General features: G+C 43.8%; 21 protein-coding genes. 9 read left to right on the forward strand and 12 right to left on the reverse strand.

Annotated elements, in window-relative coordinates:
• The first annotated feature begins 23 nt into the window (after positions 1–23).
• Both ISR87_03110 and ISR87_03115 read left to right on the forward strand, forming a co-directional pair.
• A complete protein-coding gene (locus ISR87_03110; protein MBL7024418.1) occupies positions 24–878 on the forward strand; it encodes a hypothetical protein in 855 nt (284 codons plus the stop codon).
• On the forward strand, positions 875–1,051 hold the full coding sequence (locus tag ISR87_03115; GenBank protein ID MBL7024419.1) for a hypothetical protein: 177 nt from the start codon (positions 875–877) through the stop codon (positions 1,049–1,051). The genes ISR87_03110 and ISR87_03115 overlap by 4 nt, the downstream gene beginning before the upstream one ends.
• 15 nt (positions 1,052–1,066) lie before the next feature.
• On the opposite strand, the gene ISR87_03120 is transcribed toward ISR87_03115, so the two are convergent.
• From ISR87_03120 to ISR87_03145, 6 genes are read right to left on the reverse strand one after another with little or no spacing between them, the layout of a single operon-like run.
• Positions 1,067–1,981: a hypothetical protein gene (locus ISR87_03120; GenBank protein ID MBL7024420.1), complete on the reverse strand. Its 915-nt coding sequence runs from the start codon at positions 1,979–1,981 to the stop codon at positions 1,067–1,069.
• A gap of 16 nt (positions 1,982–1,997) precedes the next feature.
• Complete coding sequence (locus ISR87_03125) at positions 1,998–3,359, reverse strand: hypothetical protein (protein ID MBL7024421.1); 1,362 nt, start codon at positions 3,357–3,359, stop codon at positions 1,998–2,000.
• 9 nt (positions 3,360–3,368) lie between these two features.
• Positions 3,369–4,133: an outer membrane lipoprotein-sorting protein gene (locus ISR87_03130; protein ID MBL7024422.1), complete on the reverse strand. Its 765-nt coding sequence runs from the start codon at positions 4,131–4,133 to the stop codon at positions 3,369–3,371.
• Between the two features lie 24 nt (positions 4,134–4,157).
• Positions 4,158–6,464, reverse strand: a complete 2,307-nt coding sequence (locus ISR87_03135) for an MMPL family transporter (protein ID MBL7024423.1) — start codon at positions 6,462–6,464, stop codon at positions 4,158–4,160.
• On the reverse strand, positions 6,461–7,090 hold the full coding sequence (locus ISR87_03140) for a TetR/AcrR family transcriptional regulator (GenBank protein MBL7024424.1): 630 nt from the start codon (positions 7,088–7,090) through the stop codon (positions 6,461–6,463). The genes ISR87_03135 and ISR87_03140 overlap by 4 nt, the downstream gene beginning before the upstream one ends.
• Positions 7,091–7,142: 52 nt before the next feature.
• A complete protein-coding gene (locus tag ISR87_03145) occupies positions 7,143–9,416 on the reverse strand; it encodes an RND family transporter (protein MBL7024425.1) in 2,274 nt (757 codons plus the stop codon).
• Between the two features lie 148 nt (positions 9,417–9,564).
• On the opposite strand from ISR87_03145, the gene ISR87_03150 reads away from it, so the two are divergent.
• The 5 genes from ISR87_03150 (at position 9,565) to glgP (ending at position 16,310) form a co-directional block, all read left to right on the forward strand.
• Positions 9,565–10,398 (forward strand): TrmB family transcriptional regulator, encoded by an 834-nt coding sequence (locus ISR87_03150; protein ID MBL7024426.1) that lies wholly within the window; start codon positions 9,565–9,567, stop codon positions 10,396–10,398.
• 70 nt (positions 10,399–10,468) lie between these two features.
• Entirely contained in the window at positions 10,469–11,485 is a 1,017-nt protein-coding gene (locus ISR87_03155; protein ID MBL7024427.1) for a glyceraldehyde-3-phosphate dehydrogenase, read from the forward strand.
• Positions 11,482–12,483: a type I glyceraldehyde-3-phosphate dehydrogenase gene (gene gap / locus ISR87_03160; protein MBL7024428.1), complete on the forward strand. Its 1,002-nt coding sequence runs from the start codon at positions 11,482–11,484 to the stop codon at positions 12,481–12,483. The genes ISR87_03155 and gap overlap by 4 nt, the downstream gene beginning before the upstream one ends.
• A 100-nt stretch (positions 12,484–12,583) precedes the next feature.
• On the forward strand, positions 12,584–14,653 hold the full coding sequence (locus tag ISR87_03165; protein MBL7024429.1) for a DUF1926 domain-containing protein: 2,070 nt from the start codon (positions 12,584–12,586) through the stop codon (positions 14,651–14,653).
• Between the two features lie 13 nt (positions 14,654–14,666).
• Positions 14,667–16,310, forward strand: a complete 1,644-nt coding sequence (gene glgP / locus ISR87_03170) for an alpha-glucan family phosphorylase (GenBank protein ID MBL7024430.1) — start codon at positions 14,667–14,669, stop codon at positions 16,308–16,310.
• A 160-nt stretch (positions 16,311–16,470) separates the two neighbouring features.
• Here glgP and ISR87_03175 read toward each other — a convergent pair whose 3' ends face one another.
• The 6 genes from ISR87_03175 to ISR87_03200 form a co-directional block, all read right to left on the reverse strand.
• Entirely contained in the window at positions 16,471–16,908 is a 438-nt protein-coding gene (locus tag ISR87_03175; GenBank protein MBL7024431.1) for a periplasmic heavy metal sensor, read from the reverse strand.
• Between the two features lie 4 nt (positions 16,909–16,912).
• Positions 16,913–17,245, reverse strand: coding sequence for a hypothetical protein (locus ISR87_03180; GenBank protein MBL7024432.1), 333 nt, complete (start codon positions 17,243–17,245; stop codon positions 16,913–16,915).
• A 17-nt stretch (positions 17,246–17,262) separates the two neighbouring features.
• Complete coding sequence (locus tag ISR87_03185) at positions 17,263–17,904, reverse strand: sigma-70 family RNA polymerase sigma factor (protein ID MBL7024433.1); 642 nt, start codon at positions 17,902–17,904, stop codon at positions 17,263–17,265.
• 74 nt (positions 17,905–17,978) lie between these two features.
• On the reverse strand, positions 17,979–20,435 hold the full coding sequence (locus ISR87_03190; protein MBL7024434.1) for a TonB-dependent receptor: 2,457 nt from the start codon (positions 20,433–20,435) through the stop codon (positions 17,979–17,981).
• A 1-nt stretch (position 20,436) separates the two neighbouring features.
• Positions 20,437–20,748, reverse strand: a complete 312-nt coding sequence (locus tag ISR87_03195; protein ID MBL7024435.1) for a transcriptional regulator — start codon at positions 20,746–20,748, stop codon at positions 20,437–20,439.
• Positions 20,749–20,750: 2 nt separating this feature from the next.
• Positions 20,751–21,356, reverse strand: a complete 606-nt coding sequence (locus tag ISR87_03200; protein ID MBL7024436.1) for a hypothetical protein — start codon at positions 21,354–21,356, stop codon at positions 20,751–20,753.
• Between the two features lie 136 nt (positions 21,357–21,492).
• On the opposite strand from ISR87_03200, the gene ISR87_03205 reads away from it, so the two are divergent.
• The gene (locus ISR87_03205) at positions 21,493–22,347 is read left to right on the forward strand and encodes an SDR family oxidoreductase (GenBank protein ID MBL7024437.1); all 855 of its coding nucleotides are present in this window, start codon (positions 21,493–21,495) and stop codon (positions 22,345–22,347) included.
• 23 nt (positions 22,348–22,370) lie between these two features.
• Entirely contained in the window at positions 22,371–22,865 is a 495-nt protein-coding gene (locus ISR87_03210) for a hypothetical protein (protein MBL7024438.1), read from the forward strand.
• Positions 22,866–22,875: the final 10 nt, after the last annotated feature.

The raw sequence follows: 22,875 nt of genomic DNA on the forward strand, positions 1-22,875 counted from the left end.
ACAATGGGGAAGGCTATATCGCTTTGCGACAATTTGTTTTTATATTTTTATCAACCATTTTAATCTCTTGCTCCTCAACTGATATTCCTGCAATACCTGACACAGCATTCCCAGTAGAAATCAATATTGAAAATGCCGATAGCCTCTGGTTATTGAGGGCTGACAAAGCAAATGCGGAATATGCTCTAGAACTTTTTCGGCAGCTATCAGAATCTGACTCAACATCTATTCAGCTCTGGGCAAAACTTTCCAAAGCCTATTATTTTCGTGGCCAATATTTGACTGAATCGCCACTGAAAAGAGATAGTCTTTTCCTGAGGGGTTATGAAGTCAGCCAGACAGTTCTCAGGCAGAATAGTGACTACCGAAATCTTCTCTTTTCAACGGGTGAAGAGAGTATGGCGGTACGTGGACTCGACAAAAACTCCCTTGAAGCGCTTTATTGGGGTTTGGCCAACTATGGACAATGGCTGGCCACAAAAAGTAGTTTGGTTAGAATGGGACAGCGAGAGCACATATGGGCAACCCTGGAGCATATCCATGACCTGGATTCGACGTTTTACTACGGAGCATACTATCGCTATAAAGGTGCTTTATTGGGACGAGATCCAGAAACAGAAAATGATACAACTGGTATGCGGAAAGCTTTTGATGAAGCAATCAGAGTTTCACCCAACTATCTGGGGAACTATACACTCATGGCTCAATACTACTGTCCCAAGACCCAGGATAAAAATCTCTTTTACAACCTCTTAACGAGGGTAATAACAACGACACCCAACCCAGACCTCCCATATTATCCTGAAAATCTCTATGAGAAGGTGCTGGCTGAAAGATTAATGATCAAAGCAGAAAAGGAAAACTGGTTTACTCAATGAAATCATTTCGAGGGGAAAAACAAAAGGAAAGTGCATCAGTTCAAATCATCATTACTGTACTGGCGTTGTTAACAACCATCCTGTTGGCAAACTTTATGCGGGGTGATACCAAGGGGAATAGCTCCCAAATCAAAAAGACCACCTGGGAATCTTCAGTAATTCAATTGCCCTGATTTTCAAGTGGTAGATTAAAACTGAAACGGAGGCTTTTCCATTTTAGAAAGGGCATTCCGCAATTTTTCTTCGTCCAGGGCGAAGACTCTCTCCTGCTTCAAACTCTGGGCAATACTTGTGTATTCATCTGATTTAAAATATTGCTTCAAGTGACTCTGGATGGGAATGATTTGTCGACGGGGTTCCCATATTTGCGGTTGACCTGTTTCAATATTGATGATGCTATCAGTGGCACTGGCCCATGCGATTACAGCCAGTCGATATTTTTTCCATAAATCCTGAGCAATTTGGTAAACCAGAGCTTGAACATAGGGGCTTAAAAATACGAAGCGTTTGCTGAAGATGAGGCCGGTGTGAAAATACTCTGGAACATTGATAATTCCATCAACCTGAAGATGACGCCCCATAAGGGTAAACAGGGCCATCAATTGATCTCCAAGCCCTAAACCTGGATAGCTTTGACCAGGAAGCGGGTGTCTCCGATTGGAAAATATGGCCTTTGGGTTCTGTAACAGGAGCCACTCTATGGTTAGAACTTTTAGCTGAAGGCCATACTCATTTTCTGCATCGATGTCCTTGGGAACCAGATGCTGGTACCTGGCGACAAAATCCATGACCATGTGATGGCGATCGCGGGTTCGTCCATTGTAGATGGTTAACCTGTGTCGGAAGGGATCCTTTGTGTCCACCACAACATCAAGGTGCCTGATCCCACGATGGCGGGCCTGCCGATCCAGTCCAAAGCGTTCGATGACAAATTTGATTCCATCTTTAGAATACTTCCCAAGGAAGAGTGAGTTTGAGTTTCTACTTGATCTATCAGTAAAAAAATTATCCCAGCTTAAATCTTCCTGCGAAAAATTGCTGGTCAGATCCAGCGGTGATATTCGCTGGGCGATTTTCTTATATTTGCGATCAAACTTATTCATTTATTGGTATAATATCCTAAAAACTATAGCTGAGTCCTAGGCTTAGATTTGAAAAATCCTCCAGCTGTTTAAAGCGATTTCCCTCTTCATCCCCGCCAATGAAGTAGCCCAGAGAGGTCTCCAGATTGAGTCCTTCCATGAGTGAATAGGTCGATCCGATATTGGCCATGTAACCAGTCTCCTCGAGATTAACCATGAACATTCCCCTTAATTCCAGTGAGTTATCAAGGAGGGTAACCATGGAGGATAGAATAATGACCTGATCTGCGATCAAGGCGAAGGGTGTACCCATTCCTGAGGAGAATTCAGGGATACCCATTTGTGAAAACTGCGCCCGAAGTGGATCGAGGGCGTGGTTGCTGGTGTCTTGAAGCATAAACTCAATGGTTTGAAAATTGCCATCCTTTTCCATGGCAGATTCAATTTTCTGGGTATTGTTGCTAATAAATTGTGCCATGAGTTGCACCGTGTTGGGGAAGGCATATTCGACCTGAATTACAGATTGGAGATACTCTGCATCATAGGTGAATTTAGACATGCTGTAATCAATATCCGGGGTTTGGGTACGAAAATAAGCCAGCTCACTTCTCAGTGTCCAATTGCCGGGAAAAATGACTGCATCCAGACCAAAAGCGTCTGTTTCTCTGTAGGTTAAATGGCTGGTAAATTCTGGTGCACCACCGCTGAATAGAGGTGCCAGATTGATTTCCAATCCTGCTGGTGAGAAGGATCGATCGTTGCCTTTAAAATATGAGGCGGAAAGATCTCCGATTCCCATGGCGTACTGTATACGCCCACCAATTTCAAACTCATTTTCTGGATAAAAATATTGAGCCCCTTCTGGAATGGGAATACTAATGGGAAAATCAGGCTCATTAAGGGGAAAGCGATTTGCCTCAAACGCTGGTAATGCAACCACTTCTATTTGAAAATCACTGATATATGTTTTTGCAGCCAGACTCATGGATCCCAGTTTCCTGTCGGTTCCAGTCAGAAACATATAGTAATAGTCATAGGGGCTTAGATTGTCTGTGGGGTTGTTAGCATCAGCCGCGCCCCAGGCATGGATTATTTTGCCCAGTTTTACTTCACCAAAAGCAGGATACCACAGGAGATAAGCTTCTCTAAGTTTAAACATATCCTCGTTAATTTCAGGATCTTTCCAGCGTGTTTCCAGGGCAGTGACAGTCTTCAATTCAAAATCTCCATAGGCATAATCGACTGAGATGTTTCCCAGACGGAAGGGGAGATCAATGAGGGAAGCATCACTTATTCTCAACATACCCGAAGGTGTCACATCACCTGAAATATTGAATTGAGCAAAGGTGGCCAGGGGGACCAGCACCAGTATTGCGAGGGCAGATATTAGGTTTTTCATCGCTTGATCCTATTTGGGCATGCGTTTTAAATTCTTTTCTTGAAAGAGATCTTCCTCAACACCAGTATCTACTTCCTGGCTGCTAAAAACCAGACGCGTATTGGTGCCCTTCTGAACATTTTCTACAAAGATTTCAATAGGTAGGTCATAGCCTTTTTCTTTACGATATTTCATCACCCGACGCTTTAGCAGACTATCGCGTGTATCATAAGCCTCATCCAATATGGAGACCAGATCCGCCTTACTAACGCACGTGACAAATCTTTTATAGGTGCGTGTGACCCCTTCTTTCGGTGTGCTCTCCAGAATATGACAGTCAATCCCATCCACCACTTTCTCACCCAGGATTTCATAGGTGTACTCATCCAGTTCCCGAGAAGTCATATCTTCATAACTTAGATCGGAGCCCATAAAGGAATCGGCTTTTTTCTTGGATGAAATGCGCCGAACTTTCTTAAATGCAGGGAGCCAGAGTCGCATTTCATCATCTTTCTGGGCATGTTCAATTTTCAAAAAGGCAACACCCTCGTCATCAGCTGGAGCCAGAAACCAGATGATCTGTTTTTTGTTGTCGTCGGCAGTAATGGAACGAATGGTTGATTCCCTGGTTTTGCCTTGTTTGTTGGTCAGAACCATAGTCATATTTGATTTCATGTCTGCGGGAGCAGCCTTGTCTTCCATGGCTTTGGCTAACTCATATCCGGTCTGTGCAAACAGCAACAAGGGCAAAGTGATGAGCAATGTGGTAATCAGACTTCTTGATAATAGTTTCATGTTTCTAATCCTTTTGTTCAAAAATTAAGATTGAGCTGTAATCCGGACACCTTCCACCCGTGCCAGATAATATTTACTTACTTCCAATAGCACAGCCAATAATGTCAACGTTGCCACCGATGTGGAAATCATGGCGAAAACCATGAGACCACCCATATGCATCATGGGTACAAACTCGGAAAACAAGAGTGCTCCGAAAGCCATGTTTGATGCGGCATCCAGAATAACGGGGAATCCAACATCGCGCATGGTTTCGGCACTGAGGTTTCCTTCAACACCATGCCGATGCAAATGAGTCCTAAACTGACTGATATAGTGAATGGCAAAATCTACGCCGACTCCAATGATGATGGCTGACAGTAACGCCGTCACGTGGTTTAAATCAATACCAAAGATGCCCATGAGACCGAAGTTGAGGACTACAGCAGAACTTAAGGGGACAACAGCTAGCAAACCCCAAATCCAGTGCTTAAAGAAGTAGGAAGCAATCAGCGCAATGATAAGAATAGAGGCGAAAATACTGATGAATGAACTCCGGATAATCAGTCCTACCAGATCTCTGAACACAATCAGCATACCGGTGATAGTTATATTGAGATCACTGTAATGATCCTGCTGGAGGAAAGCTTCAATTTCGTCAACCAGTTTAACTACTTCCCTGGTGGAAATTGCCCGCATCATGGAGGTGGCGAGACCCTTTTTATAGTCATAATCAACCAGGCTGCTAAAATCATCAGGATCGCCAGACATGGAATACATGGTAAACAGGTTATTTACCTTGTCCCGAGAGTCAGGTATGGTTTCGAATGCCGGATCGTTGTCATTGATCATGCGGTGCATCTGTTTAATGATATCGGCAATCGAAATGGAAAGACTTACAGAGGGATGCTTTTCCATGAACAGCTGAATACTTTCTATTTTTTTAAGCACCTCAGGAGATTTTAAGTCCGCATTGATCAGCAGTTGTAGATCCATGGTCCCAGTCATCTCACTATCCATAAAATCTAGGCTTTGACGTATGGGGTTCTCTGGTTTAAAAAATGATTTCACATTGACTTCAATATTTAGTTTGAATATGCCAAGAGCTCCAATGATCACCACCACGGCACCACCGATCAATATTGCTTTGGGGCGCTTGATGACGTGTTCTCCAAAAGCGATGACAAATCTTTCAAAATGACTGGCATTGGAAACGGCACTGGATTTTGGGTTCCATTTTTTTAATACCAGAATGGAGGGGAGAAATAGAGTGGAAAGAATCAAGGCCCAGACGATTCCTGCTGAAATGGAAATGCCGTAACCCAGCAGGGATTCCAGTGGAGCAAATACCATACAAAGGAATGCCGCGACCGTGGTTGTTGCAGCCAGAAAGATGGGAAGTAAAAGGGCACTGACACTAGCCTCTACAGCGGCTTTAGCATCCTTGTTGCTACGCATTTTTCTAAAAAACTTGGTGATAACGTGTACGCCGTATGAATTGGCAATTGTTAAGAGAATAATGGGCATTGATGTGTTCAAAATACCAAATAGAAAAGAATCCGATCCTGTGAGGTAGAACATCCACCCGTTGAAGCCAATCATAAATATCATGGACATGAGAATAGTAATGAGCACAGAAAACACAGCTGAGACATTGCGAAAACTAAACAGGAGGATAAGGAGCATTCCGATCAAGCCTGCGCGCATGAGACTCATGACATCTACTCTGATCAGGGCAGGTAGGGTCCCCGTGATATATGCCTGTCCACCCCAATGGACATCATAGTCATCAAGATATTTATCAGCCACTTTTTTGAGGTTGCTTACCAGAAGATCGCCTTTTGTCCCAACCATTGGACGGACAATGACATTAAAATAATCGCCTTTTTCGCTTAAGCTCCGGGTCTTTATTTTTGGGTTCTCACCCAGATATTTTTTTAAATCAGCAATTTCGTTATCATCCAGATCTCGATATTCCTGCAGGGAGGAGACTTCCAGAAATCCATCAAGACTCTCCATTTTATCAGCGGTTGAGATACACATGATTTCATCAACACCTTCGATTTCCTCCAATTCATGGGTAAGGTCCCATAGTGTTGAGAGACTTTTAGGGTTTAGCGCGTCGACGCCACGATTCCCAAATCCCAGAAACATGAGTTCGGTGCTTCCGAACTCGTCTTTGAGGTCATTCCAGGTAACCATAGATGGTATATCCTGGGGCAGCATTTTCATAAAATCGTCTTCGATTACAAAATGTTGAATTCCTGTTCCCATGAGCAGGGTGATTAATACTGACAGAATGGTACTGCGCCAGGGGTGTTCAACAGACTGATTCACATACCACTGTTTCATTTGCTCTCCTCCAAGTGCTTAAGGCCTTTTTCGGTCATGAGTCCCCGCAAAAATATATCCAGGAAGGTCTCGGCTACATGAGCCGGTGTAACCCGGTTGTTTAGAAAGAATTCTGGTTGAAAAACTGAATTGATAATATTCATAAATAGGGTGGCAGTAAGCTCGACTTCCAAGGATTTTCTTATATATCCCTGGTTTTGGGCATCCTGAAGGAGGATGAGGAAATCATCGCGTCGATCCAACCTGAATTGCTCTATCTCTCGCCATAGAGCAGGGTGTCTCGCTTTAATATCAGAAAAGCGTGTAGGGCTAACTAATGTGAGATTTTTGGTAATAGTAAGGACTAACTCTTGGAATTTCTCGATAGGGTTAGCATCCCTATTCACCAACTCTTGTATCCATCGAGTGACTCGGCCTGAGACAAATAAGAAGATTTCTCGAAGCAACCGTTCCTTCGTAGGGAAGTATTTATAGATGGTTTTTTTGCTCATAGCCAATTCCCTAGCCAGAGATTCAACAGTAAAGCCTCGCACGCCTTCATTAATAATAGAGCGCAACCCATGGGCTAAGATGTGCTCTTCAGGGGTGTTGGTGGCAGGTTCCGATGGAAACGTTTTCAGTGTCATACGTTTCCAATCTAGGCAAAATTATTCTCTACGCAAGCAAGATTTATGCATTTTATCTGCTAAAAATAAATTTTGGACGAGTGAGAATGAGCACCAATGGAAGGAGGGTAAGCGCTGCAATCAAACACATAAAAATGGAAACTGAAATTAGCCAGCCAAAGAAAAAGATGGGAATAAAAGTAGATAGCATACAAACCGCAAAGCCCATCATCACAGAAAAACCATTAATAATGATGCCCTGGCCTGTCGTACTCAGAGTTTTAACAATGGCTTCTTCGTCACCCAGGCCATTCCGAATCTCCGTCCTGAAACGGAACAAGAAGTGAATCGTATAATCAATACCAATTCCAATCATGATGGAACTGAGCATGGATGTTGCCGTATTTAAGTAGATACCCAAATATCCCATCAATCCGAAGACACCTGTTATGGCGAATGCCAGCGGCATGGCACTGATAAGGGCCGCTGATAATGATCTAAATACGAGACCCGTCACTAGAGCTGCCAGGATTACTGATAATACCAGACTACGTATCTGACCTTTCACCATCATGGGCATCAGATTCCCCAGAAGTACGGCATACCCCTCACTCTTGGGCTTGTTGTCAACACGGATGTTCTGGTTGAGGAATTGATTGAGTTCCTCTTGAAGGTCTACCATGTAATACACATCCATGGTATTTAGTCGAATCACGATTTGGGCAGTGCGATAATCATAGTCCACATAAGAATCAAGATAGCCATCGCTGGATTCCCACGAGTACAATAATAAATATTGAGAAACCAGTTGACGGGAATCTGGAATGGTATAGAAGGCTGGATCACCGCCATTCATGGACTGGTTCATTAGTTTTACAAAATCTGTGATGGCAAGTGTGTAGCCGACACCCTCACGACCTTCTAGAAATTTTTGAATTTGATCAATCTGATTCAGCACCTCAGGAGATTTTATATCTCCTTCAACCACCACCGACATGGTGGTACTTCCACCAAAACGTTCTTCTATGATATTGTTGATCACTCGGACATCTGAATCTAGACCATAATAATTGAGTGGATTGCTGTCTAGCTCGACCTTTGGAATGCCAATGGCCGCTATGATGGTAATCACGGTAAAGGCAGAAAATATGACTGTGCGATGATGGAAAACCAGACGCCCTATTCTTACCAATATCCTTGAAAGTAATCGATTCGCTGTGTTCTTATCCTGTCTGTCAGAGCTTGGTTTTTGAGTCAATACCAACACAGCAGGGATAAAGGTAATCGAGATAGCGAATGCCAATGCCACACCGAAAGCGGTTAATACACCGACTTCACGGGAAGCAGGCAAAATGTGGGATAGCAGGGATAGAAATCCAATTACTGTAGTAAGACCTGCCAGAAACAAGGGCCTCAGCATATGCTCAATCACACTGGTAACAATCTCTTTGCTATCTGCATCATCTGGAAGCACAGCACAATCTTCAAAATAGCGAGTAATAATATGAATGCCGTAAGCGCTGGCCACGGCAATAAGCATGATGGGCATAATACTTGAAATCACGGATAGCATGAGCCCAAGCCAGGCCATTAGTCCCAGCGTCCCCAAAATAGATAGCAGAACGACTAACAGGGGCAGTGCCACGCCACGGCGGGATCTAAAACTAAAATAAAGTAAAACCGCAATCAGGAGCATGCCTGCGGGAATAAAGGTGCTGGTGTCGTGACCAATATCATCAGATATTTGTGCTCGGATGACTGGCATTCCACCCAATCTCAGATCATGCTTCTCTTTTTGATAGGGAATCAGAAGATTCTGTATCGCACTTACTGTTGTGACTTCATCAGTATCTGGATTTGGATAAATGATAATAGCGGTATATTCACGATCGGCAGATACAAGAAGACGACCCAGCATGGGATCTGCAATAGCACATTGAGCCAGGGAGTCACTCTCATGTTGACTGCTTGGAAATTCTTGTATGAATTTATCCACTGTCATGGATTCATCATCGCTGAGGATAGATTCATAATTGGTCAGACTAATAATGTGATCGATTTCTGGGAGCCCTTCAAGATCATAGCTCAGATTTTCGATCATCTCCAGTCCCTCGCGTGAAAAGACATCTTCTGAATGGTAACTGATCAGAATGACATCCAAACCACCAAATTCTTCTTCAAGTTCTTCCATACGGATGACATCCGGGTCATCAGATGGAATCAGTGCCTGCAGATCTGGGTTAATGTGAATCTTGTATATGGGTAGGGCTAATAATGTAATCACCAGCAGATTGATGAATATAATGGTCTTTGGATAGTGAGTAATGAGAGTGGTGAATTTTTTCATGGGCGGCAATGTATTGTGGTGTCGAGTATGATGAAAGGAAAACGAAGGATTCAGCTTTCTTGAAGAAAATATTTTAGGGGTTTAAAAAATACTATGCAGGCCATAATTGGCGGATATATTAAGCGTAACTAAGAAGTGAGACACGCTAATGAATGACAATCTACTCCCCGCTCTAAAATCATTCGGATTTACATCCAACGAAGCTAAAACATATCTAAGCCTTTTACAGAATAATCCTGCCACAGGTTATGAGATAAGTGGCAAATCTGGAATCCCTAGATCTGCAATTTATGAGATTTTAAAGCGCTTGGAGACCACGGGTATGGTGAGTTGCGTGGACTCCAATCCAACCAGGTATATCCCTTTGCCTCCCGATCATCTATTTGATGTTTTGGAGAATAATTTTACCACCAATCTGGATACGCTCAAAGATTCGCTAAAAAATGTCAATACTGATCTTGAGGTCGGTGACCTGTGGAATATTCGTGGCTATGACAGCATGATTGACCGTGCGAGACATATGATTAAAAATGCAGAAAAATCAGTATACTTATCCATTTGGATCACCGAGTATAGTAAGCTGCATGCCGATCTGGTTGCTGCTGAAAAACGTGGTGTGGATATTGTCATCTTCTCTTTTTGCGATATCCCTGTAGATGTAGGGACTGTTTTTGCCTACAATCTGGATAGTAAACGTTTGGAAGATGTATGGAGCAGCAAGATTCTCCTGGTGGTTGATCATGATTCAGCCCTCCTGGGAGGTGTTGAAATGTTACCTACCAATAAGGTTGCCTGGACACGAAATTCAGCCATCGTTTCAATCGCTCTTAATTATATCATTCTGGATCTCACTCTCTTCGGCCAACGCTACAAGCTAGATATGAATCCGGTGATTACCGGAATGCTGCATGGGGAAATTTACAACCTGGACGATCTTCTTAGTGAGGATCACGAAGCAATTATACACTTAAAGCAGAATTGATCATTGAAAATATATATAACCTTTAACAATCGCTCCCACCTGAAAAGGGATCGAAATGGAGGCACGTTCTATGAGTAAGATTAGAGTCGGGCTAATGGGATTTGGCGAGATCGGTAGAGATGTCTACCGTTTAAGCCTGGATCAGCCTGAAATGCAAGTTGTTGCAATTAGTGATATTGGTCGCTCCGATATTCTTCACTATTTGCTAAAAAATGATGGAAGAGATCCTGTAGACGCACAGCTTGAAGGAAACTACCTTGTTGTTGGCGATCAAAAGGCGCGTCTCATCCATGGTGTGGCACCCAAAGATGTCCCTTGGGATGCTTTTGATGTTGATATCGTAATTGATTCAACCCACAAATACCGCACACGCGAGGCCATGCAGGCTCACCTGGATTCAGGTGCCAAGCGGGTTATCCTTGGTTCACTTCCCCATGATGATATTGATCGAGTCATCGTAATGGGCGTGAATGATGACAGCATGAAAGCTAGTGATAAACTCGTTTCTGCAGCATCTGCCACTACAAACGCCCTGGCTTTGATGCTGGATATTCTTGACAAAGCATTTGGTATTGAATATGCCATGATGACCACTATCCATGCCTACACAAGTGACCAGCCATTACGCGATACAGCTGGTTCAGATTTCAGACGTAGTCGTTCAGCTGCTGAAAACATCATTCCTAATGTCAATATCAGCCCCTATTGGATGGAGCATATTTTACCTCGTTTTAAGGGGAAAATTGAAGGTTCAGCCCTGAATGTTCCTGTGCCTATGGGATCACTTCTTGACCTGACTTGTGTCCTCACTAAGGGTGAGACCACTGTTGAACAGGTTAATGATGCCATGCGTACAGCCGCTAAAACATTGGGTGGATATATCGAAATTACTGAAGATCCTATCGTATCAAGCGATGTGATAGGAAATGCCCACTCCTTGCTTTTTGACACCAAGGGTACTATGAAATCAAGTAAGCGAATGGTGAAGACTCTTAGTTGGTATGATAACAGTCTTGGCCAGGCAGGACGTCTAGTCGATCTAGCTCTTGCTTATGGCAAGCTCGGCGTAAAAGGAGGTGCTGCATGAGAGTAGCAATTAATGGATTCGGTCGTATCGGTCGTTCCGTATTTCGGATTTTAGATAAACGTAAAGACATCAACGTCGTCGCCATCAATGATCTATTCGAGCGTGAAGCTCTGGTTTATCTCCTTAAATATGATACTGTCATGGGTGGTTTTGGGGACGCAACAGTTCATTTAGAAGGTGATGTATTGCATACTGCAAATGACACCGTAAAAATGATCAGCGAACGTAATCCTGCTGATTTACCATGGAAAGAGCTGGATATTGATGTTGTCATCGAGGCAACAGGTGTCTTTAGAACTAAAGAATCCTTGACCCAACATTTAACAGCCGGTGCAAAACGAGTGATCTTGACAGTTCCTGCAAAGGATGATGTGGATTACACGGTTGTTCTAGGTGTCAATGAAGATGGTTTAAAACCTGAGCACAAAATCGTATCCAATGCCAGTTGTACAACCAACTGTTTAGCCCCAATGGCTAAAGTCCTCAATGATGCTTTTGGAATCGTTGAAGGTGTGATGACAACCACACATGCCTACACCAATGATCAGCGTCTTGCTGATGTTCCTCACTCAGATTGGCGTCGTAGCCGTGCTGCCGCTGAGAACATCATTCCTACTACAACAGGCGCAGCCCGTGCAGTAGGTAAAGTACTTCCTGAACTCAAAGGTAAGCTTGATGGTATTGCAGCTCGTGTTCCTGTAGCTGATGGTTCCGTTGTGGATCTCATTGTTGAATTGAATCGCAATGTGACGGTTGAAGATATCAATGCCGCTGTTCTGGCCGCATCCAAGACTGATCGAATGAAGAATGTACTCCAGTACAGTGAAGATCATTTGGTTTCTTCTGATGTTATTGGAAATCCATACTCCTCCATATATGATGCAGCATATACAAGGGTTGTGGGAAACCGTTTTGTTAAGACATTGAACTGGTACGACAACGAATGGGGTTATTCAAACCGCGTTGTTGACTTGATCAACTTGTTTAAGGGTATGTAAACAAATATCCATTTCAGACAATTGGAGCCGGTTGTTTTTACGACCGGCTCTATTGTCTAAAAAAGCAATAATTCAATCTGCATAGCGGGAATTGTAAAGAATGAAAAGAGTCCAATTCATATTTGGAATACATAACCACCAACCCGTGGGAAATTTTGACAACGTCTTTCATGATGCTTGTGATCGTTCCTACTTGCCATTTCTACAAGTCCTTGAAAATTTTCCAGATATCAGCATGGCCTTCCATTTCAGTGGATCTCTCATTGAGTGGCTTGAAGGACATCGCCCTGACGTGTTGGAGCTTTTCAAGAAGTTGGTAGATCGAGGAAATATTGAAGTTTTGGGCAGTGGATTTTATGAACCTATCCTGGCCATGATTCCAGAAGCAGATCAAGTCGGTCAAATTAAGAAAATGAACGACTGGGCTCTGGAGCAAATGAATTATGAAATTAAAGGTAACTGGCTCACCGAGCGCGTGTGGGAACCACACCTCGCACAGAGTTTACACAAAGCTGATATTGAATACATGGTTGTAGATGACTACCACTTTCTGACCACAGGTGCTGACCCCAAAAATTTGAACGGATATTATTTCACAGAGCAGGAAGGCAAAGTCCTCAGTGTCTTTCCCATCAGTCAGAAAATGCGCTATGCCATGCCCTTTGAAGATCCTCAGGTCGCCATAGATATATTAAAGAGTTATGCCTCAGAAGATGGTAATAGCCTGGTGGTTATGGCAGATGATGGCGAAAAATTCGGCATATGGCCTGGAACCTGGGAAACCGTGTATGGCCAGAAATGGCTGGAAAGATTTTTTACTTTGTTAAGTGAAAATTCAGAATGGATCACCACTACCACATTTAAAGCGTATCATTCAAATCATATCCCTCGGGATCTGGTGTATATACCCACCTCCTCATATTTCGAGATGTCCCAATGGACATTACAAACAGATCTGGGCCGACAGATGGATCATTTTATTCATGAGATGGAAGATCAGGGCAAGTCTGATGAGAGCAGACCCTTTATAAAGGGGGGTATGTGGCGTAATTTCTTCACAAAATATCCTGAGTCCAACTGGATGCAAAAGCGTGTACAGTTTCTTTCACTCAATATGAAGCAACTGGAGAGCAAAGGGGGCATACCCTCAGACCTCAGGGATGACCTGTACCGGGCACAATGCAATTGTGCTTACTGGCACGGTGTCTTTGGTGGGCTCTACCTTCCACATCTACGTCACGCCATCTATGAACATTTACTCAAGGCCGAAGAAAGGTTTCTGGCTTCAGGAGGCAGCTTCCCTGGCTTGGTTGATATTGATAGTGATGGGGTGAAAGAATACCGTTTACGATCAGATACTGTACAACTATTCATTTCCGCCGATAAAGGTCACATCCGTGAGATAGACTGGCTGCCAGCTTATTTCAATGTCACAAATTACCTCCAACGCTACTCTGAGCATTATCATGAGAAATTGGCCCAGGCCAGCAATGACCCAAATGCAAGTGGGTCCATTCACGATATTGTACTGACCAAAGAAGAGGGGCTGCAGGATAAATTGTTTGTCGATAGCTATAAGCGACATGGCCTCATCGACCATATTTTTAACTCTGATCAATCCCAGAATGCCCACTATACTGGAGCTTTGCAGAAGAACTATTCCAGGGTTGCGAGTACCGTTACACAGCGAGAAGCTGGTGTACAGATTAACACTTCAGGATTTGTTGATCAGTCTCAAATCAAAATTGAAAAACAAGTAGAACTTCATCATAATGATGTATCAATAAAAATTGCTATTTCCAATCAGGGAGAGGTCAGCATTAATCAGCACTATGGCCTTGAATTGAATTTTGGGCTTCTGGGAGGGAACAGTCCCGACCGGTACTATCTGGTGAATGGCAATAATGTTGGACCCTTGAATTCTCAAGGTGATGAGGCTGATGTACAAACGGCTGCACTGATAAATGAGTGGGATAATTTTAAAATAAACATAAAATTTTCAGAGAAATGTCAATTATGGCGTTCTCCCATTGAAACTGTCTCCATGTCTGAAGCAGGATTTGAACGAGTCTACCAGGCTTCGGCACTATTGCCACATTGGAAATTAAACCTTAGCCCGGGAGAGTCTCTTGAACTGGAGCTACTCCTGAGCATAAATATATTTAAATAAACAAGAGGAATAAATGTCAAATAATCAAGCCACTGTAGCCTATTTCAGTGCAGAAATCGGGATTTCTCCAAGTCTGCACACTTATAGTGGGGGACTTGGAATATTAGCAGGTGACCATATTAAGGCTGCCGCAGATTTAGACGTAAACATGGTTGCTGTAACCCTGATGTACAAAGAGGGCTATTTCAAGCAAAGAATGGATGAGGAAGGGAATCAGACGGAGAATTATCCTCGTTTTGAGCCCGATCCACTTCTGGAAAAACTGGATGGAACGATCACCTTGCCCCTCCGGGGTCGTGAAGTTCATGTCCAGGTTTGGAAATATACTTTTGTAGGGATAAATGGTACACCAATTGATATTCTGTTGCTGGATACGGATGTGGATGGCAATAATGAAGAAGATCGAACCATCACCTTAAGACTTTACGCAGGTGGCAAGGATCATCGGATTCTTCAAGAGGCAGTCCTGGGATTTGCTGGTATTCGTGCGCTGCGCAATTTGGGATATCAAGATTTTTCAACCTACCACATGAATGAGGGTCATTGTTCGTTTCTTACTCTGGAGCTTTTGAAGGAATTTAATGGCGATGAAGAAGAAGTCAGGAAACGTTGCCACTTCACAACCCATACTCCTGTCGCCGCCGGTCATGATCACTTTGCCTCGGATCGGGTCAAGCGGCTGATAGGTGATCTTCTTCCTGAAAAACTGAATTTGCCCTCAATGGTACTCAATAGTCGTGTCCATATGACGGAACTAGGACTTTATTTCAGTCGCAGCGCTAATGGCGTATCCGAACTGCATGGTGAAGTTGCCCGGCAACAGTTTCCAAATTTTAATATTGGTCATGTAACCAATGGTGTATTTCACAGATATTGGGTTGGGAAAATTTTCAGAGAAGTGTTTGATCGAAATCTACCTGGTTGGCGTCAGGATCCGACTCGTTTACTGGAGATTGATTCTGTTCCAGATGAGGAACTACTGTTTGCCAGCCGCGGTCAGAAGAAATTTCTTCTGGATTATGCAAATTCCCAAACACAACGAGCACTCTCCGAGAAGCGACTGACCATTGGTTTTGCCAGAAGAGCTGCAGAATACAAACGCGCCCGGCTGATTTTTCATGATAAAGAACGATTGATTCGTCTGGCCAAGGGGAAAGTGCAATTCATTTTTGCCGGGAAAGCCCATCCTCGTGATGACCACGGCAAAGAGATTCTCAAAGATATTGTACTCCAGGCCAAGGAGTTGCTGGGAGATGTGAAGATCGTGTTTCTTGAAAATTATAACATGTGGCTAGGCAACCTGATTACTGCAGGTGTCGATGTTTGGTTGAATACACCTCTGAGACCCAACGAGGCCTCTGGTACTTCAGGTATGAAAGCCACACTCAACGGAGTGCCCAATCTATCGATCCAGGATGGCTGGTGGGCTGAAGGCTGTAGGGATGGCATCAATGGCTGGGCTATTGGAGATGTAAACAATGCTAATGATGCCGCTGATGCAGACCACTTATATCGACTACTGGAAGAACAGGTAATTCCAACCTACTACAATGATCAGACAAAATGGCTGAGCCTCATGCGCGAATCGATTAAGACCGGCGTTCAGTTTACTGGTACACGTATGGTTCAGGATTATTTGAAAGAATACTATAGATAAAGCACTTTAGAAGTTCAGTTAGGAGTTAGGAGTTAGGAGTTAGAAGTTATACTCCCCTATACCTTCGACCTTCGACTTTCGACCTTTGACCTTTGACAAAAAGAGGCTGGATCACTCCAACCTCTTTTTATTAAGCCAGTATGCCAGGTATATGGACAGGTTAATGTCGTTCACTCATCTTCTCAAATTTGGAAGCCAATTTTTCCCGCTGCGAGTCATCGAGACTGGCGTGAAATTCAGCATAATCAGAGATCATGGCCTTGCGAAAAGCGCTAAATTCTGATTCAATCTCATCGAACTGTGTGTTTAGCACATCAACATCCAATTGGGCTGCCCTGAAATTTTCATTCAGTGAACCTCTTAGCTCTGTGTGATTTGCCAGCATACCAGCTTTGAAGGTTGACGCATTTTCAAGGACTACCTGAAGTTTTCCCTGCTGCATCTCGTTCAGATCGAGTTTCCTGGTAATCCGTTTCATCATTTTGGCTTGATCCATGTGATGTGGACCACGATGGGTGCCACAGGCTGCAATACCCAGAACAAGTGCTAAAATGAGTAGACCCAGTCCCATTCTTTTATTCAGTTTTACTTTTTTCATATCCTTATTCCTTTTCCAATTCAACAGATTCTGAGGGTGTTGCCTCGTCTGTCTGAACTTCTTGATTGTGTTTTAACTCAATTTTCTCTCTCAGATGAGATTTCCAGGGACCATTATTGTGGTATTTGCTATGGCGACTTCCACCATGACCGCTGGAAAATAAAATTTTCGAGAGCAGGATGAGACCCAGGGCCTGCCAATATGTTATGACGGGACCACTGAACAGGGTTGGTATCAACCAATTCCATAGCAGCATGGTAACTGCTGGAAACACAATGATTGCAGCGACTACAAAAAAACCGATTCCAATCATTTTTCCTATTGATGGTTTACACATGATATCTTCCTTTCAAATTATACATATAAATCATTTAACCTTTTACGCAAAGCCAGGACAGCGTAGCGCTTTCTGGAGAGTAGCGTGTTCTGTGAATCTCCAGTGAGTTCGGCAATTTCTTTAAAACTCAGACCCTCAATTTCATGCCAGATAAATACTTCCCGCTGCAGTTCGGGGAGTGATTCGATAGCTGCCTCAAGTCGTTCCTGAAGCTGAGACTGATCGAGGAGAGAAGCAGGTTGCAGCTCTGGATCATGAAGCAGGTTCTCTAAAAATTGCCCTTCTTCAATATCACCGGATTGAACTGCGCTGTGGCTTCCCTCAAGGGTTCTGGCGCGTTTACGATAAAAATCACTCACCTTGTTCCTGGCCGTTTTATACAACCAGGCAGAGGTTGCTTCCAGGGAGCGGAGCTCATCAAAAGCACCAATAAACTGGTGGAAGACATCCTGAACAATATCTTCAGCATCTTCATAACGAGGCACCATCCCAGAGACTGAATTGAGCAGCCATTCACGGGCTTCAAGGACAATCGTACCCTTTCGACGCGCATTATTCTGGCGTGGTGATTCAGCTTTTTGTGATCTTTGGCTTTGCATGTCACCTATATAGACGATGAATCGTGAGAAATATTGTATACTATTTTGATTTCTTGACATAATTAAAACCAAAAAGTAACCTTGCGAGGTGTTGGAACCTGCACAAGGTTAAAAGCACAATAACCTGTAGATTGTTAAAACTCTAGCGTAATCCCACCAATAGGAAAAGTCTTGAATTGTAAGGCGATATCTTTGGTCCCATCTTCATTGTAAACATAGTCCCAGGGGTTATCTCGGTTGAAGACATTCATGATATCCCAGAAGGCAACCAGGTTCAGCTTCTCAAAATAGAACCGCTGGAGCAACATGATATCGAAGCGATAATATTCACCCATACGTTTGGTATTCCAATCATCTGAACTGTTGGTGTACCATTTCCTGTAATTGTGATTATAGGTTTTGGGTGTATAAGGCTTTCCACCGGCATATCTTAGCCTAAAGCTAATCTCAAATTCATCAGCAGGGGCCATGGGCAACCATGAGGTTACTGATGCAAACAACGTTTCCTTATACCTGTTATACCAGTCATAATCCATATAGCGGATCTTATAGCCTCCAACCAGGCTTACCACATCACGGTAGTCATAATCCCAGGGATAGTAGATGGTCTCCGCTTTTCTGGGATCGATACCTTCTGACACCGAATGGCTGTAGCTGAAAGTACAGTACCAGTTTTTTGAAAATTTCTTTTGAATAAAGAACTCGATCCCTTCAGATCGACCTGCGCCGATGTTACGAAAGTCTCCCAAACTATCTGCCCCGTTTCGATCCACAAGAATCTCCTCCATGGGCATGTCTTTGAATTCTTTTTGATAATACTCCAGGGTAATGCGGGTATCCTCGAAGGGGAGGTACTCCATTCCCAGGGCGATTTGATCGGCATGATAGAAGTCCAGGGCCTTGGTATCTTCACCACCAAAGATCAGCATGGCGTTAAATGGTGCCTGGAAATAACGTCCCGCAGCGATGTTTGCTTTGAGATTATGAGTGAATTGATAATTGATGTTGAGCCGGGGAGAGAGATTTGACTTTTCAATATAGGCATTGTATTCCAGACGAACTCCTGCAGTGAGTTCCAATCTTGCAGTGGGATTATACTTCACCTGTCCATATACACCAAAGCTATTATAGATCTGCTTATACGTTGTATCAGTTCCAGAATAGGTAGCAATGGTGTCAAAGGGCATGATAACGGCTGTTGTATCTCCGAAGAATTGACTGTAAAAAACATCTCTTGAGACCGGTAGGGCCGGAGAAAGAGAATCAGCAGCGTAGCCATAGAGAATTAATTCGTCACTAAAGGACATGAGATCCCAGGTGTTGGGGGCTATCTTCAATTTTAACCCCAGACTCCCCTCAATTTTCTTATTGAACTTGTGCACCATATCAGCTTTAAAGATGATTTCCTGCTCTACGGTGATCCCCTCATAGAAAGTGTCGTGACTCTCTTCATCAGTTACCCGAAAGGCATCGATATTTATGGTGACATAATTCTGACCAATGGAAGCCAGAAGATAGCCTTTACGGGAGTAGAGGTTCTTATAAGTCAGACCCAATGTGTGCTGTTGACTGGCATAGTCGACGTTTTCAGCACCGCGGTTCTGGGGGCTGTCTTCGCCAACAATATTGATGCCATCAATTCCACCGAGATAGTTAAGACTCAACTTTTCTTTGGGACTAAGATCATAAACCAATTTGCTCTGGAAGGTCCAATAGGTGGGAATTGCCTGGAGTCCACTCTGCTGGATAACAAAGTCCAGGAAAGACCGTTTTACTGAGAAGAGATACGAGCTTTTTGGGGTCATTGGTCCCTCAAGGCTAGCTCCAAACCCGGCCATATCGAAACTTACCTTCGATTCATGACTTTCCCGATTTCCCTCCCTCACAGTCACATCCATGACTGAGGAGAGTTTATCCCCGTAGCGGGCAGGGAAAGAACCTGCGAAGAAATCGATTCTTTCGATAAAATCCGTATTCACCATGGTGACAGGTCCACCGCCTGCTCCCTGTTCGGGGTAATGCACGGGGTAGGGGACATCAAGATGATCCATAACAAAGAGATTCTCACCAGGCGCACCACCACGCACGATGATCTCGTTGGTTTGATCTGCACCTGAAACTACCGAAGGGAGCGATTGCATCATGCTGAGAATATCATAGGCACCCACTGGGTCAGAGCGGATTTCTTCGAAATCAACGCTACGAACACTGGTGGCGGCGTCCTTGACTTTTTCAAAATAACCAGCGGTGACCACGATGTCTGAACCAGTAAGTACAGTTGGCTCCAGAGCCACATTTATCACACCAGGGCGGTTGGCTAAGGAGTGGACATTGGCTCTAGCCTGTGATTTGTATCCAATCATGTGGACTCGTATGGAATAGCTGCCAACGGGGACACCTCTTATCTCAAATCGTCCATTGAGGTCTGTGGCTGCACCCATTTCGGTTCCTTCAAGGATCACATTTGCCCCAGGGAGGGGATGCTTGGTGTCACGGTCGGTGATGGTTCCGGTTAATGTACCTGAAGGTGCATTCGCCAGGAGTGTCATGGCACTTACCCCGATTATTATTATGAGGAATATCTTGTTCATTTTAGTCACCTGTTCCTTTCAGGGGGAGCATGTTCTCCAGGTATAGGATGTATGCTTTTAGAGCTGCTTTACCCGATGTTGTGAGACTGTAAACACTCACAGGTTTACGTTTAACAAAGGATTTCTCAACTTCAAGATATCCGGCATCTTCAAGTTTGCGCATATGTACACTGAGATTTCCGTCTGTGGCCCCCACTGATTTCTTTATCATTGAAAAACTGGCGGAACCCATTGTATGCAGCGCTGCAATAACCGCCAGACGTATCCGTGAATGGATCAGGTCATCAATCTGTTGATAGTCAAAATCAGTCATGATTAATCCTCAGAAAAATGAGATTTCCATTGTCGATTAAAGATAATTCCAGGTACGATTTGCAAGCCTATCATCATGAGGATCATCAGTGTGATGGCTGCAGGACCCTCAATGAAGAACAAGATGATGGAGCCACCCCACCACGCCAGACCCAAATTACGGACCCACATTTTCCCGGTGATGACTCCCTGGAGAAAGTAGGCAGTCCCTAACACGGTATACATGACGGCTGACATGTAGTCTAAATTTATGGCACCACTGGCGCCACCGACAAAACCCAGAATGGTCATTGACAGTAATACGGCGATCCAAATGGAACCAATAACCTTCCTGATGAGGGGATTTCCTATAGTTTGTTTTTCCCGTTTTCTATCATAGGACATCATATATATCCATCCGAGACTGACTATAAATACATAAGCCCAACCTACGTATTGTGACATCTGGAACTGGTCCAGGATGAAGGAAAGCAAGCCAGCCAGCAGAATCAGAATGCCCCAGACGATGAATCCCATCCCGTTGTCAGCCAATACTTTCTGGCTATCATCCATGATTGATTTTATAAAATCGAGTTGTGCTTGTGGATCCTGTGCATTCTTTTTGATCATATACTCCTCGCTTGTTGATAAAGTACTTTAAAAAACAAAGTAAGATATAATTTATTCTCCAGATGTCAACATTTTGATAATATTTCTTGCTTCGCAGTTTCTAGATGAGCAGGTTATGGGAAAGGAGTTCCGACATATGTTTCAAAATGATCTACTCAAGGGAAAAACTATTTTTATCACAGGTGGAGGAACGGGTCTGGGGAAATCCATGGCTCTCCGATTCCTTGAACTGGGAGCCAATGTTGTTATTGCCAGCCGTAGATTAGAAGTCCTGGAAGCTGCAGCACGCGAGCTGATGTTGGCTACTGGAGGTGAAGTCCTTCCCATTGCCCTGGATGTCCGTGACTACAAAGCCGTGGAATCTGCTCTGGAACAATCCCTGAAACACTTTGGATCCATTGATATCCTTCTGAATAATGCTGCTGGAAATTTTGTGAGTCCCACGGAAGCTTTGAGTCACAAAGCTTTCGATGTTATCACTGATATTGTATTAAAAGGATCATACAATACCACTCTGGCTTTTGGTAAACACTGGATCATGTCCAGACAACCCGCCCGGGTATTGAATATCGTCACGACCTACGCCACAACAGGTTCAGGCTACGTGGTACCATCCGCTATTGCCAAAGCAGGCGTTCAAACCTTGACGAAAAGTTTGGCTGTGGAGTGGGCCAAGTATGGGATTACCATGAATGCCATTGCTCCAGGGCCATTTCCTACTGAGGGGGCCTGGGATCGACTCCTTCCACCAGGTCTGGAAGCGACGTTCATAGATCGAATACCTCTGAAGCGCGTTGGTGAACATATTGAGTTGGCCAATCTGGCAGCCTATCTGGTTTCAGATCAGTCTCAATATATCAATGGTGAGGTCATTACCATTGATGGCGGAGAATGGCTAAAAGGAGCAGGTGAATTCAACTTTCTTGATGTACTTTCTCCTGCTGAGTGGAAGGCTATGGAATTGCAGGTCAGAAAAGCCAATAAGAAGTAATAATAATTTTGTGGAGGGAAATCATGAATTCATTTTTGAAAATTGCTGTAACCGTATCGATGATAATCCTGTTTCTAGGCTGCGCAGTGACCTATAGACCCATGAATGCCAGTGGGGGGTATAGTGAAAATAAAATTAATGAAAATACTTTTGAAGTCACCTTCGAAGGAAACCAATACAATGATCTCGATGAAGTGCGGACATATTTGACCTTCCGCTGTGCAGAGCTTACGCTTGAGCAGGGGCTCTCCCATTTTCTCATCATCCAGGATGAAAGTTATGAAGAAGTACCAGAAAAAGAGTTTTCAGAGGCGGACCTGACAATTGAGACCCATACCTCTATGTCAGGGGGTACGAACAATAGTGTGCGGAGTACATTCGGTGCTGAAGCTGTGACGTCCAACCCTATTGGCAAATTTATTATTATGATGCGCCAGGGACCTGATCCTGTGCACCCCACAGCCAGTATGGATGCACAGCAATTTATTGAGACTAACACCCATTTAATCAAGCGTTAAGTTCGAATCT

It is taken from the genome of Candidatus Neomarinimicrobiota bacterium (assembly GCA_016784545.1).
Lineage (GTDB): Bacteria > Fidelibacterota > UBA8477 > UBA8477 > JABMPR01 > JABMPR01.